This is a genomic window from Streptomyces saintjeani (assembly GCF_055409605.1).
Window position 1 is genome coordinate 8,623,983 of sequence record NZ_CP189624.1, and the last position, 16,153, is coordinate 8,640,135.

Genomic DNA, 16,153 nt, shown 5'->3' on the forward strand with positions numbered 1-16,153 from the left:
GGGGTGAGGCCGGTCCCTCACCCCAGCAGCCACCCCACGTCCCGCACCAACGCCCCCCGCCACCCCGCCCGATCGTGATCCGCCGCCGCGCGCGACACGCGCACCCGCGCCCCGGCGCTCTCCACCAGCCCCTCCACCAGCTCACAGTGCGGCAGCATCGCCCGCTCGTGCTCCCCGAGGTCGAACGCGACCCGCAGGCCGCCCAGTTGCCCCGCTTCCCGCACCCGGTCCGCCATCACACCCCCGACCACCCCACCCAGCGGATCAGCGGACCCCACAGCCTCCGGCGTCCACCAGAACGACCCCGACTGACACGCCACCCTGGACACCAACTCGGGGAATTCCAGGGCCGCGTACAGCGCGCTGAGCCCCCCGAAGCTCTGGCCGACGGCCACGAGCCGCGAGAGGTCGGCCGGTACCCCCGACCCGGCCACCAGCGGGAGGAGTTCGTCCCGGACCGCCTCCCACAGCTCGGGACGGCACGTGTACTCGGCCTCGCGGTCCTTGGCCGGGAGAAAGGCGAGGGTGACCGGCGGCAGCTCACCGGCCTCGAAAGCCGCGTCGAACGCGGTCGTCGCGGGGTGCAGGTACAGCCAGTCGTCGCCGTCCAGCAACAGCACCAACGGCCCACCCCCGCCCACGGGATGGAGCCGGACGGTACGTCGCCCCCCGAGCCGCTCACTCGCCCACCGCACCCGAGCGCGCGGCACCGGCAGCACCGCGTCCACCCCCACCGCAGGCCAGTACGGCTGCGCCGGGGCGTCCGGCGTCGAGGCGATCGACCGGTCGCCCCCGGCGCCGAAGGGGTTGAAGGGATCGGCGTGCGCGTCCGCGCCGACGAGGAACTGGTAGGTGACGCGCAGGCGTTCAGGCATCGGGACCTCGGCGTACCAGCAGTCCGTGTCGGCCCAGCGGGTCAGCGCGACCGGCCCCGACCAGCTCTCGAACCCGATGCGGGCCTCGTCGCCGCGCCACAGGAACAGGGTGCGCCAACCCCCGTCGGCGGGGACCGACTTGGGCCCGTCGACGGCCGTCCAGAACGCGTCGGTGCCGACCTCGCCGTAGATCCCGTACTCGGTGAAGGCGTTGTCGGTCACGGCAGGTGTCTCCTTGTGAGAGGGGAGGGGACAGACTAGGCTCAGCTTCGATTAGGCGAGCCTAACCTAACGTTGATGTCTGTTTCCAGGAGGCCCGGAACATGAGCACGAACCCGTTCGACGACGCCGAAGGCCGTTTCCTGGTCCTGGTGAACGGTGAGGGCCAGCACTCGCTGTGGCCGTCCTTCGTGGAGGTCCCCGGCGGCTGGACGGTCGCGTTCGGCGAGGAGTCGCGGGAGGCGTGCCTGGCGTACGTCGAGGCCAACTGGACGGACCTGCGCCCGCGTTCACTCGCGGGGTGAGCCGTGGGGGTCGAGTTTGGCCGATGTATTAGGTAAGGCTAACCTTGCTTTTTTCGTCGAGACGGCAGTGCTCGTGCGACGTGACAGAGGAAGGACACGCCTTGACCATGGCCACCCCCCACCCGGCCCCCCTCGCCACCGCTTCGCCGGTCTCCCTCGTGCGCCCCGCACGCCGGGACGACGCCGAGCAACTCGCCGCGCTGTCCCGTCCGTTCGCCCTCTCCGGAGCACTGCGCGAGCGTCCGGCGGACCTGTACGCCACTCATGCCGCCGAGTTCCTCGTCGTCGAGTTCCTCGGGGGTGAACTCGACGGCTGCGTGGGCCTGAAGGCGTGCGGCGAGGCCGGGGTGCTCTACAACTTCTGTGTGGTGGAGGGGCGTCAGGGTGCCGGGGTCGGCGGACGCCTGATGCGCGCCGCTCTGGAACGCGCTCAACTCCTCTCCCTGACCGCGCTGTTCACCGCTACGGCAGGCAGTGGCGCGCTCTTCCTGAGGCACGGCTTCACCCCGGCGCGCATGGGCACGACCCCGCCCGGCTGGCAACCGAGGCAGGGCTCGCGCGTCCTGGTCCACCGCGTCCGGTGAGCCCGCAACCGCAGCCCGCGTAAAGGGACTTACGCGTCCGGCACCACCGTCGTACCCCCCTCCCCCTCCAGCAGACTCCGCACAACGGCATGCGGCACCCGCCCGTCGATCACCTGGGCCCGCCGCACCCCACCCCGCACCGCCCGCAGACACCCCTCCATCTTCGGCAGCATCCCGCTCGCCAACTCCGGCAGCAGCGCCTGGAGTTCACCGGCCGTCAGCCGGGGCACGACCTCCTCGCGGCGCGGCCAGTCCGCGTACAGCCCCGGCACGTCGGTGAGCATCACCAGGCGTTCGGCGTCGAGGGCCGAGGCGAGTGCGGAGGCCGCGAGGTCGGCGTTGACGTTGTAGACCTCGCCGTCGGCGCCACGCGCGACCGGCGAGACGACGGGGATGCGGCCCTGGTCGAGGAGCGCGCGCACGGTGTCCGGGTCGACGTCGACGACCTCCCCGACGAGCCCGATGTCGACCGGACGGCCGTCCACCCACGCGGGCCGCCGTACGGCCGTCATCGTGTGCGCGTCCTCGCCGGTCAGACCGACCGCGAAGGGGCCGTGCGCGTTGATGGCACCGACCAACTCCCGCTGCACGCGCCCGGTGAGGACCATCCGGACGACCTCCATCGTCTCCGGCGTGGTCACCCTCAGCCCCGCCTCGAAACGGGTCTCCAGGCCGAGCCGGTCGAGCATCGCGCTGATCTGCGGTCCACCGCCGTGCACGACGACCGGCCGTACCCCGGCCCGCCACAGCTCGACGACGTCCTCGGCGAAGGTGCGCCGGAGTTCGTCGTCGACCATGGCGTTGCCGCCGAACTTGACGACGACCACACCGCCTCGCAACTCCTGCGGCAGGGTTGCGAGGCTCTCCCGGGCAGCGGTCACACTCACGGGGGCCACTCCATTCATGGACGGGCCCGGCCTCGTGGGCCGGGCTGGAACGGTCGTACCACTCGGTGATGTCCGGATCACGAACGGCGGGGGTCGCACGCCGTCCGTCGTACGGACGACACCCGCCCCGGCGGGATTATTAGGTTAGCCTAAACTAACTAATGCCGGGTGGTTTCTGTCATCCTCCGCGCTGCTCTCGGCGGTGACCGAGGGTCTGAGCGGACGGAGCCTCCCGGAGACAGCCCCGGCCGCCCCCGGGAGCGAGCGAGCACGGAACCTGGGCGGTGAACTCACCCTGGCCGCACCGCCCGAGAGCGGCACCCTTCTGTGTTGGGGCGTACCGCTTCCCGATCGGCGCTAAAGGCTGTCCCGTAAGAGCTCGTAACACGATCTTGTTGTGGTGTCCTGATCGGGCGTGACCGATGCGATGATCCGGCCGTTCGTGTCGTGTGACGACTCGGCCGTGGATCGTGGACCCCGGCTTGTGGGCACGGATCGAACCGCTGCTTCCGCCCTGGCCCGAGCGGTCACCGGGGCGGAAGCCGGTGGATGACCGGCTGTGCCTGCAGCCTGATCTGCTGGCGGCGTCTGAGGAGAGCCACCTGCTGATCGTTAAGACTTGGGCGAGCGCGAGCCGTACGCAGGTCCGAACACCACGAGTAGTACCAGGTCTTCGGCCACTTCTGTAAATCGGTGCTCTTCACCGGCCGGCACGAAGATCACCGTCCCGGGACTCACTATGTCCGTCCGGCCTGGTGTTTCGATCTTGGCGCGTCCGGCTGTGACGACATAGATCTCATCCTCGGTGTGCGGGCTCTGGGCATCTCGCCCGCCGACCGGGATGCAGTACGTCCCCACCGACAGATCCGACGTCCGTAGCTGTTCGATCCAGTCGTTGCCCGCTTCGCCGGGGTGCGTCCACACGCCTGCGCCCTTGATGATCTCCATGACGGGACCCTAATGCTGGGCCCGGGGAGCGCAACACCCTTGATCCTGTTACGAGTTCTAAGCGATCTGGTGCCGCAGCGCCGGTGGAGCCCCCTCGCCTCAGGCGCGGTTCCGTGTCCACTCCCCGGACCCTGGTGACCCCCCAGGCCGGGCCTTTGCCATGATCGCTCGGTGACGGATTACCAGCGGATACACCCTTCCAAGGTGGCCGACGACCGGATGTCGCTCACCTCGTTCCTCGACTATCAGCGTGCCACTTTGGCCATGAAGTGCCAGGGCCTGACTGGTGACCAGCTGAAGCAGAGAGCTGTTCCGACCTCCAGCCTTACCCTCCTCGGCCTCGTCCGGCACGCGGCCGAGGTGGAGACCGGCTGGTTCCGCTTCGTACTGAACCGAGAACAGCTCACGCCCCGGTGGCCGGCGGTCGACGGCGTTCTCGGGGAGTTCCTCGTGACCGACACAGACGACGACGAGGCGTTCACGTTGTGGCGACAGGCGTGTGAAGACTCCCGCGCAGTCACGGAGTCCTTCGACTCCCTCGACGACACGGTTGTTTTCCGGGGCGAGACCATCTCGCTGCGGTATGTCCTGACCCACATGATCGAGGAGTACGCCCGTCACAACGGTCATGCCGACCTGCTGCGCGAAGCGATCGACGGGGCAGTCGGCGAGTAGGGCGACAGGCGGGTCTGATCCGACCCGCCAATCCGACCCGGTGGACCTGGGGTGGCGGCTGTTCCAAGGGTGCGCGCAGTGCGAGATGATCACGCCATGACTGGTGTGACCACAGCGTCGGAACCCTCCTGGATATCCCCGTTCACCGGGCTGGGCCCAGGCCAGTTCCGCAAGCTGGTTACCGCGCTACGGCGCGAAGGGGTGGAGGCGGCGCGGCGGGGCCGGCCGTGGAGTCTGCCGCTGGAAGACCGCGTCCTGCTAGTTGCCGCCTACTGGCGCACGAACTTGGCGATGCGCCAACTCGCTCCGCTGTTCGGTGTCTCGAAGTCTGCTGCCGACCGCATCATCAACCATCTGGGCCCCCTGCTCGCGCTCCAACCACGTCGGCGATTCCGCAAGGACACCGTACTGATCGTGGACGGAACCCTGGTCCCCACTCGCGACCACACGGTGGCCGAGCAGTCGAAGAACTATAGGTATTCCACCAACCACCAAGTCGTCATCGACGCCGACAGCCGCCTGGTCGTCGCAGTCGGCCAGCCCCTGCCGGGCAACCGCAATGACTGCATGGCATGGGAACTATCGGGGGCCAAAGCTGCCGTCGGCAACACCACGGTGATCGCAGACGGCGGCTACCGCGGTACTGGCCTGGTCATCCCACACCGCCGCGAGCCCGGCCAAGCCGAGCTCCCAGCCTGGAAGCAGGAGCACAACCGCCTACATCGCAAGGTCCGCGCCCGCGTCGAGCACACCTTTGCCCGCATGAAAGACTGGAAGATCCTTCGCGACTGCCGCCTCAAAGGAACCGGCGTGCACCACGCCATGCGCGGTGTCGCTCGCCTGCACAATCTCACCCTTGCCGGATAGGCGACGGGTGCCGTGACCGGCGACGTTCGGGCTGTCGGAAAATCATTGCGGGACAGCCCTTAGGCCCTGTCTGACAAATGATCAGTGGGCGGGTTCGCGGAGCCAGAGGATGGGTGCCGCGAGGTGGAGCCCGGCGCGGTAGTGTTCAGCGAGTTTGTCGAAGCGGGTGGCCACTGCGCGGAACTGTTTCAAGCGGCTGAAGCGGCGCTCGATGACGTTGCGACGCTTGTAGGTCTCGGCTCCGAAGGCGGGCGGGCGTCCGCCGTGCGAGCCGCGCCGCAGCCGGTTGGCCACCTGGTCGGTGCGCTCGGGGATCGTCACGGCGACACCGTGCCGTCGGCACCACGCCCGGATAGCGCGGGACGAGTACGCCTTGTCGGCGATCACCCGGTCGGGGCGGGTGCGGGGCCGTCCGCGCCCGCTCCGAGGGATGCGGATGGCCGTCAGTACCTGTTCGAAGACGGTGGAGTCGTTGACGTCACCCGGGGTGAGTACGACCGACATCGGTGGGCTGCGGCCGTCCACCGCGAGGTGGACCTTGGTCGTCAACCCGCTCCGGGACCGGCCGGGGGCCTGCCGCGCCGCCGAGTGTTCCGGATCCGCCAGTTCGCGGGATTCGTCCCTGTCGGCTTCCCCTTTTTGCGGGCGTCGGCGGCGTGCTGGTGAGCCCGGTTGATGGTGGAGTCCACCGACACCGTCCACTCGACGGCGCCGACCGCGTCGTCGCGGACCTGGACGTGCTCCGGCAGCCTGGCCCAGGTCCCGTCCGCCTCCCACCGGGCGAACCGCTCGTACACGGTCTGCCAGGGACCGTAGCGTTCAGGCAGGTCACGCCACGGCGCCCCCGTCCGCAGCCGCCACAGCACTCCGTTGACCACCTGCCGGTGATCCCGCCACGGCCGCCCCCGGCCGTCAACCTGCGGCAACAGCGGAGCTGTCCGCTCCCACGCCCGATCCGTCGACTCGCCGCGACCCGCCACAAGATCAATGATCAGGGTGGTTTCGGTCGGGACCACACACGGGGGCCGGTACGAACAGGCTCAACCGGTAGGCAGTCGGCTGCACCAGTCGCCCGCAGAGCGTGTCGATCCGGGTCATCGCCCAGTCGATCCTCTCCTCCCCTGCACGCAGGGCACGGAGGTGAGCACGCCATTCCGCCTCATCCTGAGTCTCGAAGAGCACTTGCCAACTCCCCGTGTCCGGAGCAGTGCGAGCAGCAGCCTGCCGCCTCACGTCCTGCTGCCGGCGTCTCCTCTTCCTCTGTCCTGGCACCGGCCCAGCATCGCCGGGCCGGGTGACTCGTGAACCGTCTGCCGCTCTTCGGGGCTGGCTCTCCCGGGGTATGTCGCCGGTCCGGTGTCCGTCCGCGGTCTGACTCAACAGAGGCGTGTCGCGGCCGGGCCTCGCCCCAGGGCGGGCTGGGTGCCAGTGCATCTCAGCCAGCTGACTGCCGCTGTGCCCTCCGACAGCCCGCAGTTCTGACCAGCGTTCCGCGCAGTCGGGTGGCTCCGACAGGCCCGGGCTTGCTGCCAGCGTGGAACCTGCCAGTGCCGCACAGCTGCCCCTGTATGCGGAGGCCAGTCCCACCCGTATCCCACTGGTTGACTCACGACCGACCAACAACATTGGCCCCAGAGCTTTTTGGCTCAATAGATCTCTCAGGTGGCGCCGAGGGTGTGGCATATTCGAGTTCGGTGAATCTCGAACGAGAATAGGGGACGACACGGGACTAACGGGTTGTTCAGATCTGTGCGCCCGCGAAGTCAGGAATACGCCTCTGGCATCAAGGAGCTCTCCTTCCCGCGTTCCTTTCCTCTCTGCACCATGGCAGGCACAGCCATTTTGGAGTGCGCTCGAGCAGGGCCGCGAATCAGCTTCAAGGAGCACGAGTTGCCCGTTGTCAGGCGTTTGGTATTGCCCGAGGGAACGATCTGGGAGACGCAGGAAATCGAGGACCGAATACATGATGCCGCTGAGGCTCTGGCGCGGCGCGGTATCGGACCAGGTTCACGTGTCATGGTGAGCGGAGCCAACTCCGAGGAATGGGTCGTCCATCTCCCCGCACTCATTCACCTCGACGCCTCGGTGGTACTGACCGATCACCGGGCAACGCCGGCACAGCGAGCGCGGATCCGGGCTCAGGCGCGCGTGAAGTTCGAGCTCGGCGACGACACGGGCGGCAACGCAGCACCACGCTTCCCCCGTCCTGCGACCGCGCCCGACATCGAGGCATGGTCACGGCGACGGGACGCCGTGATCTCGTGGTCGTCGGGCACGACAGGAGATCCCAAGGGGATCGTCCGCTCCGGGCGTTCGATTCTGCGCAACCTGGAAGTCAGCGCGGAACGCATGGGATATCGGCCTGACGACGTGTTCCTGCCCGTCCTGCCCTACTCCCACCAGTACGGTCTGTCGCTGGTCCTGTGCTGGTGGCTGCGCGGCGGCACACTCGTCGTCTACGGGCCCACCACGCGCCTGGACCGTGCGCTGGTGTGCGGTGCGGACCACGGACTCTCCATCGTCGATGCGGCCCCGTCCACCTACTACAGCCTGCTCAACCTGTTCGACCGCCACCCCGCTCTGGCCGACACCTTGAAACCGGTACGGGCATGGTGCGTGGGCGGCGCACCACTGGGTCGCAGTCTGGCGGCACGCTTTCACGCCCGCACCGGACGTCACCTGCTCGACGGCTACGGAGCGACCGAGGTGGGGAACATCGCCCTGGCGCCCCCCGGTGATCCAGTCGGGTGCGGCACACCGCTGCCCGGTGTCACCGTCGAGGTTCAGGACGAGCACGGCAGGCCCCTGCCCGCCGGCCGACTCGGCGAGCTCGTCATACGCGGCGAAGGCCTGATGACCGGACATCTCAGCGAAGGCGGCGAGATCGTTCCGGTGCCGGGTCCTGTCCACCGCACCGGCGACATCGGCCTGATCGACGACATGGGCCGGGTCTTCCCCGTGGGGCGCAAGAACGCCGTGCACCGTGACGGACACACGCTCTACCCCGACCAGCTCGCCGAGCAGGCCGAGTCGGTCGGCGCACAGACGCAGGTCGTTGCGGTCCCCGACAAACGCTTGGGGAGCCGCCTGGTGTTCGTGGTCGTCGACCCGGACGAGCACGAACCCGCGTACTGGAAGAGTCTGCTGGGCTCGGCGCTCGCCCGCTATGAGCAGCCCGACCACGTCGTCGTGCTTTCCGCGCTGCCTCTGACGAACACGGGCAAGCCCGATCGGACCGCTCTGGAGAAGATCGCCATGACCTCGCTGCCCCCTTCGTACCGCGCCACCACGGACGCGACCGCGCCCGGCCCGACAGCCGACCCGTCCGACTACCGCATTCCCTTCGCCGAGCGCCTCGACGCGCTGCGTGCGGTGCGCCGGTACGTGGCTGACCACGAGGACGCGGTGATGAGGATCCTCACCGAGATCTCGCCCCATCACACCGCCGCAGCGGAGATAGGTTCGTTCCTGGCCACCCTGGACGGGGCAGAGGAGGAGATCCGCCGGGTCCAGCCCTGCCGCGTGCCTCGGGCCGCGATCTTCATGCCCTCCAACATCCCGCTCTACTCTTACGCCCTGTACATGCTCGTGGCATCCCTCTACACCGACAGCGTCGTCTTCCGGCCGTCCACCGAAATAAAAGGCCAAGTGCAACGCCTGCACGACTTACTGTCTCCGGTACACCGATTACCCATCGAGCTGTCCGAACTTAGCCAGCGCAAATTCGTCACGGGGCCGGTGCGCGAGGTGGACGTCATCGTCTTCACCGGAAAATTCACCAATGCCGAGATCGTCCGCGAAGGACTGTCGGAGGACCAGCTCTTCCTCTTCTTCGGTCGAGGCATCAATCCGTTCGTGATCGCACCGGACGCGGTTCTCAGACGAGCCGCCGAGGACGTGGCGAAAATCCGGCTCTGCAATTCCGGTCAGGACTGCTCCGGCCCCGACGTCGTGTTCACACCACAAGGCCGCACCGAGGAATTCGTCGACCTTCTTTCCACACATCTGGATTCGCTGAGTTTCGGGCAGAACAGCGACCCCGACGCCGACTACGGTCCGATCTACTACCACTCGGCGCTGGTCGACTGCTCGGACTACCTGGTGCGCCACGTGAGCCGCATCCGGTACGGCGGACGCATCGACCTGCCGTCCCGCAGAGTCGAGCCGACCGTGCTGCTGTGGGGCTACGACGACAAGTTCCCCGTGGACGAGATGTTCGCCCCGGTGTTCAACGTCGTGGCCTACCCCAGCGCCAGGCGGCTGCGGGAGCGACTGTCGAGCCCGTTCTTCAACGAACGCGCACTGGGGGCGATGGTCTACGGCAACGACCCGGAGACGGTGAAGGTCCTGGCCAAACGTCACCAGATCTGTGTCAACCACACGCTGCTGGACGCCGAGGACGGCAACCGCCCCTTCGGCGGGTACGGCCTGATGGCGAACTACGTCTTCTACGGCGGCGAGCGGCACGCCGAACCACTGCTCATGTCGCAGGCCGTGGCACAGCACCTTCCTGCCTCCGGCTCCATCGCGGCGGGTGCGAAATGACCCAGGGGAGCAGACGGTACGGCGACGCGTGGTCCGCGGTCGTCGACGTGCTGGTGACGAACGGTGTGGACACCTGCTTCGGGCTGCCCGGTGACGACCTGGAGCTGCTGCGCGCCCTGGATGCCGCGGGCGTGGACCTGGTTCCGTGCCGTGACCAGCGCAACGCGATGTACATGGCGACCGGTTACGCGCTCCAGTCGGGCCGCGTCGGCGTGTGCGCGCTGGGGAAGGGCCCGGCCGTCACGCACGCGGCCACGGGGCTTCTGGAGGCGCGCGAGTCCGGCGCGCCGGTCCTCGTGCTCGCCGCCGGTGCGCCCGAAAGGCGGCGGGGCAGCGGTGGGTTCCAGGAACTCGACCAGGTCGCCGTAACAGCGCCGCTCGTGCGCTGGGCCCACCGGGTAGGGCATCCGGACCGGGTCGTCCCCGCGACCGTGACCGCCCTGACCCGTGCCATGGGCCCGCCGTCAGGACCCGTATACCTGGAGATCCCCGACGACGTCCGCACAACGGAGTTCCTTGTGACGGGACCGCAGCCGACTCTGCCCGAGGTGCTGGTCCCGGAGTCCGATGCCGTGCCGTCCGGACCGGCACTGGACGCGATCCGCGCGAGCCGGCGTCCCGTGGTGCTGGTGGGCGGGGGAATGCGCCACCGCAACGACGACGCCGCGGTCGAGTACTTCGCCGAACGCCTCGGTGCGGCGCTCTTCACCACCGCGTCCGGGCGCGGGGCCGTAGACGAACGCCACCCCCTGTTCTGCGGCCTGGCCGGCCTCTACGCGACTGCCCCGGCCCGTGAGTTGTGGGAGTCCTGCGACCTGGTGGTGTCGCTCGCCGGGCGGCTGGAGGAGACGGCCGTCGAGGGCGGAACCCCATGGCCCGAGGTGGAGGTGGTCCAGGTCAACGTCGACCCGGGCGGGCTGTCGGCCGAGTTCGCCGGCCCGCGCGTGCTCGGCGACGCCCGGCAGGCCGTGCTCGGCTGGACTCGGGCACTGAAGGAAGGACGCGAGGACGAGCGCACGGACGCGGCGTGGGCCGACGCGATCACCGTTGCCCGTCACGTCATGTCGCTCGAAGTGACAGCGGAACTGACCCATGCGGCATCCCTGCCGGAGATCCGCATCGCCGAGCTGCTCGCCGCGCTCGACGCGACCTCCGGCGAGCGTCGCGTGCTGGTGCAGGAGAACGGGTTGCAGGACATGTGGTCCTACTGCTTCCCCTTCCACAGCGGCGGCGGATCTGTTGTCCCGTCGGAGCAGACCCCGCTCGGCTTCGGGGCGACAGCGGCCATCGGGGTCAAACGGGCCGCCCCTGACCACGAGGTGACCGCGCTCGTCGGCGACGGAGCGTTCCTCGCAGCCCGCGCGGACATCGCCGTCACCGCCCCGGCGTACGGAGGTGTGCTGTACGTGGTGCTGTGCAACGGCGGCTACGGCTGGCTGGACGCCCAGCGCGCCAAGCTCGGCCTCGACGCCGAACGTCACCCCTTCACCCGCCCCGGAGCACCCCCGCCCGCGGTGGACGGACCGGACATCCACTATCGCGTTCTCCGCGACAAGGCCGCGCTGACCGACGAGATCCGTACCGCGCGGCAGTTCTGCGCACAGGGAGGCACTGCCGTGCTCATGGTGCCGGTCGCCCCGGACGACATCGCCCCGCCCATCCGCGACGCCGAGGTGGTACCGCAGTGACACACGCACGAGGGCTGGGCGACGCCCGGCGCCGGGTGATGGTCACCGGCTACGGGGCCGTGACGCCGCTGGGCCACAGCGTCGAGGAGACGTGGAAGGCGATGCTGGCCGGGCACAGCGGCATCGACACCGTGGAAGCGATCGACGTGACCGATCTCGGGGTGCGGATCGGCGGCCAGGTCCGTGGCTTCACTCCGGGCCGCTACATGCCCCAGCCGGTTGTCCGCCGCGCCGATCCGTACGCGCAGTACGCGCTGGCCGCCGCGCTGGAGGCCGTCGAGCACGCCGGACTCGTCGTCAATGACGATCTGGCGCCGCAGGTCGCCGTGATCATCGGCAGCGGTTACGGCCCGGTCGGATCGATCTACCGTGCCGCGGACAGGCTGCGCGACAAAGGGCCCCGGGCGATCGGGCCGTTCACCCAGATCACGACCGCCATGGACAGCGCCGCCGGTGAGATCAGCATGCGGCTGGGCACCCAGGGTCCCAGCCGCGCCCAGAGCACGGCCTGCGCCAGCGGAACGGACGCGGTGGGCGCAGGAATGCGCATGATCAGCCACGGGGAGGCCGACGTCGTGATCGTCGGCGGCGCCGACGCCTGCGTCACCACCGTCGACCTCGCGGGCAGCGGCAACGCCCTCGCACTGTCCCGGCGCAACGACGACCCGACTGCCGCGTGCCGGCCGTTCGACGTGCGGCGCGACGGGTTCGTGATGAGTGAGGGAGCCGCCGTCCTGGTCCTGGAGGCAGCTGAGGTAGCCGAGGCGCGCGGAGCGACGCCGCTGGCCGAACTCGCGGGTTACGGGGCGAGTTCGGACGCCCACCACTGGACCGCCCCGCATCCGGAAGGGCGGGGTGCGTGCCTCGCCGTCGAAGCGGCACTGCGCGACGCGGGGATCACGGGATGGGAAGTGGACTACGTCAACGCCCACGGCACCGGAACACAGTTGAACGACGCCACCGAGATGGGCGTCCTGCGCAAGGTGCTGGGCGACCGCGTCACCCGGATCCCGGTCAGTTCCACCAAGTCGATGACCGGACACATGATCGGGGCCGCCGGCGCCGTCGAGTTGGTGGCGTCGATCCAGGCCCTGCGCACGGGTGACGTCCCGCCGACGATCAACTGCGACGAGCCGATCGAGCCGGACATCAACTTCGTACCGCAGCAGGCGCAGCACCACGAGCGACTTCGGGTCGCGCTCAGCAACTCGTTCGGATTCGGCGGCCACAACGCGGCACTCGTGGTCCGGACAGCATGAGAGTCCGGGGCACGCATCATGCGGCAGAGCCGCCCCCCGGCCCTGCCGCCGTCGTCCGCAGCGGGCCGCTGACCTGGGTCCAGCAGTGGCACTGGTTCGAACACACCATCCCGGCTGCCCGGCGGGTCAACCCGACTCCGCTCGCCGACCACTGCCACGTCCCGCCCCCGGCGACCGTCGCCGACGTCCACGAGGCGCTCGTGGCCCTCACAGAACGCCACGAGGCTCTGCGCACCACCGTCGACCCCCTCCACCCGGTACAGCATGTCCACCGCGCCGACTGGGCGCCGCTGCCTCTCGACTCCGTCGACGTACCCGCCGTCGACGCCGAAACCCTGGACGCCGCCACCGCGTCACTGGCCGTCCACCCGATCGACCCCGTGCAGCAACCCCCTTGGAGGGCCCGGGTGCTGCTGGAGGCGGGGAAGCCGCGCGCGGTCCTGGTCACCGCCCACCACCTCCTGATCGACGGCTGGGGTCTTGCCGTACTGATCGACCAGCTGCACGCTCTCCTGCGCGGCGACGATGCACCATCCGACGCGCCACCGCATCCGCTCGACCTGATCGACGCCCAGCCCCTGGAACGCGCCCACGCGGCGGAGCGTGAGTGGCTGATGCGCTACGCAAGCAACCCGACCGGCGTGCTGGCCCCGTTCGGCGGGACCCAGGACGGCGAGGGGCGGCACCGTCTCCAGTACCGTTCGACGGAGGCCTACCACGACCTCGACCGCGTCGCCCAGCGCCATCGAGTCAGCCCGGAGACCGTCGTACTCGCTGCACTGGCCCACGATGTGGCCTCCCGCACCGGGGAACACCGGTTCCTCGCCTCGGTGGTGGTCGCCAACCGGGCGCGAGCCGCGCTGCGCGACAGCATCGGAGTGCGGGCCCTGACGGTTCCCGTCCAGATCGACCTCCGGCCTGGCGCTCCCTTCGGCGAGGTGGTGGCCTCGGTCGCCGCAGCCTCAGCCACCGCGTACCGGCACGGCCAGTGGCGACCCGCGGAACTGGTCGCCGCCCAGGCCCGCCTGGACCGCCGCCGCGGCGTCGCGACCGTACCCACCATCGAGTACAACTGCTACGCCTGGCAGCGGGACTACCTGGTACCCGCCTACAACACCCCGCCGGAAGGGTCCGCCAACTGGCTGCGCAGTACACCCGACGAGCCCTGCGAGACGCTCTACGTCGACTTCAGCCACGACGGCGGATTCGTCACGCTGGACGTCACCGTCGGAGACCACCTACTCGACGCAGCGCAGGCACTGGAGCTGCCTGCCCGGCTGTGCGGACTTCTGCGTTCGCTCGCCCAGGGAGCTGATGGCCACCTTCCGGCACGCCCACTTCTACAGGTCGCCCCCGGATGGTGGCGCGCCCCGCAGGGATGGGTACGCCCCGCCGACGTCGAAGACGTACTGCGCCGCCATCCCGGGGTGCACGAGGTGACGGTGTTGCCGAGCGAGGAGGCTGCCGTGCAGGACGAGGAGCCGCATCTCGTCGCGCGTGCCCGCGTCGCTCCCGGCGTCACCACCGACGAGCTGCACCGGCACGTGCTGGACCACCTCGGCGAAGTGCCGTTTCTTGTGGCCCCGGGCCGCTATGTCCTGTCACAGGCAGGACCGGTTCCCTGTGGTCCGCCAGATCGATCGCCTGCCGCCGAGGACGGCACGGACATGTTACGGGTCCCGTCGCGCCTGCCTGCGACAAGTGCTGAACGAGCCCTAGCCGCAGCCGTGTTCGCCGCTGGGCCCGGCGGCTTTGCTGCCGACGCCCTCGGTGGCCCAGACGCCGTGAACATGAACCGCTGTCTCGCCGAACACGGCGTCACGTTGGTCGCCGTGCCCCGGCTGCTGGCGGTGCTCGCCCAGTTCGGCTTCACCGGGATCGCGTCCGACGAACTGGCCGGAACGGCCTCGCTCGGCCACCTCGCTGCAGCCCTGGAACCTCTGTCGCCCCGCGTCTCTCCTGGAGGAGAAACCTCACCATGACCACGTCCCACGTCCGAGCACAGTCCGTGGACCGCCTGGCCCCGTGGGGCTTCGCCGCATTCGTCGAGGCCAACGCCCACGACACCGCGTACCGCCCACCGGTGGTCGAGGGCCCCGTCGGGCCGACCATCGTCCAGGGAGGCCGCGAGCTGGTGAACTTCGCCAGCATCAGCTTCCTCGACCTGGAGCGTCACATCCCGGTACGCCGGCACTTCGCGGAGGGGGCACGCGCCCACGGTCTGACCACCAGCGGCTCCCGGATGACCCAGGGCATCTGCCGCCCGCACCAGGTGCTGGAGGAGACGATCGCCCGCCACACCGGCAAGGAACAGACCATCAGCTTCGCCACCGGGCTGCTGGCCAACATCGGGTTCGTCACCGCCATGAGCAGTTGCGCACACTTCGACACCGGCATCCAGGTGAGCAACCACGACACCGTCTTCGTCGCCGACCGCGACTGCCACTGGAGCATCTGGAAGGGCCTCGAAGGACTCGGCTACGGCCGCAACGTCCACGCGTTCCGGCACAACGACGTCGCCGACCTCGCACGCATCCTCGACCGGATACCGGCCCGCGAGCCCCGCAAGACCGTGGTGATCGCCGAGAGCATCTACTCCGCCGACGGCACCATGGGCCCGATCGTGGAGATCCTCGACGAGTGCGACCGGCACGGCGCGATCAGCATGATCGACGACGCCAACGGCTTCATGGTCTACGGTCCCGAGAACCGTCCTTACGCCCGCGAAGCCGCCGCGATCCGCGAGCGGGCCGACTTCGTCATGGTGTCCCTCTCCAAGGCCATCGGCCTCGAAGGCGGCGCTATCGCCGGACCGGCTGCAGCCATCGACGCCTTCGAACTCCTCTCCGGCACCTCCATGTTCACCGCCGCCATCCAGCCGCCCACCGCCCACGCCGCCACGCACACCATCGAAGCCCTCGCCGCCGAACCCCGGATCGTGGACGACTACCTGGCGCACGCAGACCGCCTGCGCCGCCAGATCCACGAGGCCGGTATCCAGACGACGCCCACTGACTCGTACATGCTCTCGGTCCCGATCGGCAGCGATGCCGCAGCTCTGCAGATGCGGGAGTGGTTCGTCGCGGACGGCTACCTCGTCCCCGTCTTCTCCTACCCGGCAGTCTCCCGCAACCAGGCCCTCCTGCGCCTGTTCCCGCACGCGGGCCACACCGAGGAGCAGATGGACGGCTTCCTGCGTACCCTCCGCACCTACCGACGCCGCCTCGGGCTCTGACTCCCCGTCGGTGCCGCATGACGTCCCCGTCGGGACGCCGAGTCGTCCTCCGTCCACCCGACAAGC

Annotated in this window: 12 protein-coding genes and 1 pseudogene; 9 read left to right on the plus strand and 4 right to left on the minus strand. The window is 69.3% G+C overall.

Annotation, left to right across the window (positions count from 1 at the left end; translation table 11 throughout):
* Nucleotides 1-17 precede the first annotated feature (17 nt).
* Nucleotides 18-1,097: an alpha/beta hydrolase-fold protein gene (locus tag ACQCO7_RS38510; RefSeq protein WP_464076162.1), complete on the minus strand. Its 1,080-nt coding sequence runs from the start codon at nucleotides 1,095-1,097 to the stop codon at nucleotides 18-20.
* A 101-nt stretch (nucleotides 1,098-1,198) separates the two neighbouring features.
* On the opposite strand from ACQCO7_RS38510, the gene ACQCO7_RS38515 reads away from it, so the two are divergent.
* Together ACQCO7_RS38515 and ACQCO7_RS38520 are read left to right on the plus strand one after the other, a co-directional pair.
* Nucleotides 1,199-1,399: an MbtH family protein gene (locus ACQCO7_RS38515; RefSeq protein ID WP_464076163.1), complete on the plus strand. Its 201-nt coding sequence runs from the start codon at nucleotides 1,199-1,201 to the stop codon at nucleotides 1,397-1,399.
* A gap of 107 nt (nucleotides 1,400-1,506) precedes the next feature.
* Nucleotides 1,507-1,983, plus strand: coding sequence for a GNAT family N-acetyltransferase (locus ACQCO7_RS38520; RefSeq protein ID WP_464076164.1), 477 nt, complete (start codon nucleotides 1,507-1,509; stop codon nucleotides 1,981-1,983).
* 29 nt (nucleotides 1,984-2,012) lie between these two features.
* Here ACQCO7_RS38520 and argB read toward each other — a convergent pair whose 3' ends face one another.
* A complete protein-coding gene (gene argB, locus ACQCO7_RS38525; protein WP_464076165.1) occupies nucleotides 2,013-2,888 on the minus strand; it encodes an acetylglutamate kinase in 876 nt (291 codons plus the stop codon).
* Nucleotides 2,889-3,482: 594 nt separating this feature from the next.
* Complete coding sequence (locus ACQCO7_RS38530; RefSeq protein WP_464076166.1) at nucleotides 3,483-3,818, minus strand: cupin domain-containing protein; 336 nt, start codon at nucleotides 3,816-3,818, stop codon at nucleotides 3,483-3,485.
* Between the two features lie 171 nt (nucleotides 3,819-3,989).
* Here ACQCO7_RS38530 and ACQCO7_RS38535 point away from each other — a divergent pair, with 171 nt between their 5' ends.
* Nucleotides 3,990-4,493, plus strand: coding sequence for a DinB family protein (locus ACQCO7_RS38535; protein ID WP_464076167.1), 504 nt, complete (start codon nucleotides 3,990-3,992; stop codon nucleotides 4,491-4,493).
* A 96-nt stretch (nucleotides 4,494-4,589) separates the two neighbouring features.
* Complete coding sequence (locus ACQCO7_RS38540; RefSeq protein ID WP_464076168.1) at nucleotides 4,590-5,360, plus strand: transposase; 771 nt, start codon at nucleotides 4,590-4,592, stop codon at nucleotides 5,358-5,360.
* Between the two features lie 59 nt (nucleotides 5,361-5,419).
* Here ACQCO7_RS38540 and ACQCO7_RS38545 read toward each other — a convergent pair.
* Nucleotides 5,420-6,340: pseudogene (locus tag ACQCO7_RS38545) on the minus strand (IS5 family transposase).
* An 844-nt stretch (nucleotides 6,341-7,184) separates the two neighbouring features.
* Between ACQCO7_RS38545 and ACQCO7_RS38550 the strand changes: the two are divergent.
* The 5 genes from ACQCO7_RS38550 to ACQCO7_RS38570 are packed head-to-tail and all read left to right on the plus strand — an operon-like array spanning nucleotide 7,185 to nucleotide 16,087.
* Nucleotides 7,185-9,905, plus strand: coding sequence for an aldehyde dehydrogenase family protein (locus ACQCO7_RS38550; RefSeq protein ID WP_464076169.1), 2,721 nt, complete (start codon nucleotides 7,185-7,187; stop codon nucleotides 9,903-9,905).
* Entirely contained in the window at nucleotides 9,902-11,593 is a 1,692-nt protein-coding gene (locus ACQCO7_RS38555) for a thiamine pyrophosphate-binding protein (protein WP_464076170.1), read from the plus strand. The genes ACQCO7_RS38550 and ACQCO7_RS38555 overlap by 4 nt, the downstream gene beginning before the upstream one ends.
* On the plus strand, nucleotides 11,590-12,852 hold the full coding sequence (fabF, locus tag ACQCO7_RS38560) for a beta-ketoacyl-ACP synthase II (RefSeq protein WP_464076171.1): 1,263 nt from the start codon (nucleotides 11,590-11,592) through the stop codon (nucleotides 12,850-12,852). Before ACQCO7_RS38555 ends, fabF begins: the two co-directional genes overlap by 4 nt.
* A complete protein-coding gene (locus tag ACQCO7_RS38565; protein WP_464076172.1) occupies nucleotides 12,849-14,834 on the plus strand; it encodes a condensation domain-containing protein in 1,986 nt (661 codons plus the stop codon). The genes fabF and ACQCO7_RS38565 overlap by 4 nt, the downstream gene beginning before the upstream one ends.
* The gene (locus ACQCO7_RS38570) at nucleotides 14,831-16,087 is read left to right on the plus strand and encodes an aminotransferase class I/II-fold pyridoxal phosphate-dependent enzyme (protein ID WP_464076173.1); all 1,257 of its coding nucleotides are present in this window, start codon (nucleotides 14,831-14,833) and stop codon (nucleotides 16,085-16,087) included. The genes ACQCO7_RS38565 and ACQCO7_RS38570 overlap by 4 nt, the downstream gene beginning before the upstream one ends.
* Nucleotides 16,088-16,153 lie beyond the last annotated feature (66 nt).

Bases quoted from the DNA above. Each gene is read 5' to 3' on its own strand.
- ACQCO7_RS38540 (WP_464076168.1), top strand. From the start codon at position 4,590: ATGACTGGTGTGACCACAGCGTCGGAACCCTCCTGGATATCCCCGTTC.
- ACQCO7_RS38565 (WP_464076172.1), top strand. From the start codon at position 12,849: ATGAGAGTCCGGGGCACGCATCATGCGGCAGAGCCGCCCCCCGGCCCT.
- ACQCO7_RS38550 (WP_464076169.1), top strand. From the start codon at position 7,185: ATGGCAGGCACAGCCATTTTGGAGTGCGCTCGAGCAGGGCCGCGAATC.
- ACQCO7_RS38555 (WP_464076170.1), top strand. From the start codon at position 9,902: ATGACCCAGGGGAGCAGACGGTACGGCGACGCGTGGTCCGCGGTCGTC.
- ACQCO7_RS38515 (WP_464076163.1), top strand. From the start codon at position 1,199: ATGAGCACGAACCCGTTCGACGACGCCGAAGGCCGTTTCCTGGTCCTG.
- argB (WP_464076165.1), bottom strand. From the start codon at position 2,888: ATGAATGGAGTGGCCCCCGTGAGTGTGACCGCTGCCCGGGAGAGCCTC.
- ACQCO7_RS38530 (WP_464076166.1), bottom strand. From the start codon at position 3,818: ATGGAGATCATCAAGGGCGCAGGCGTGTGGACGCACCCCGGCGAAGCG.
- ACQCO7_RS38520 (WP_464076164.1), top strand. From the start codon at position 1,507: ATGGCCACCCCCCACCCGGCCCCCCTCGCCACCGCTTCGCCGGTCTCC.
- ACQCO7_RS38570 (WP_464076173.1), top strand. From the start codon at position 14,831: ATGACCACGTCCCACGTCCGAGCACAGTCCGTGGACCGCCTGGCCCCG.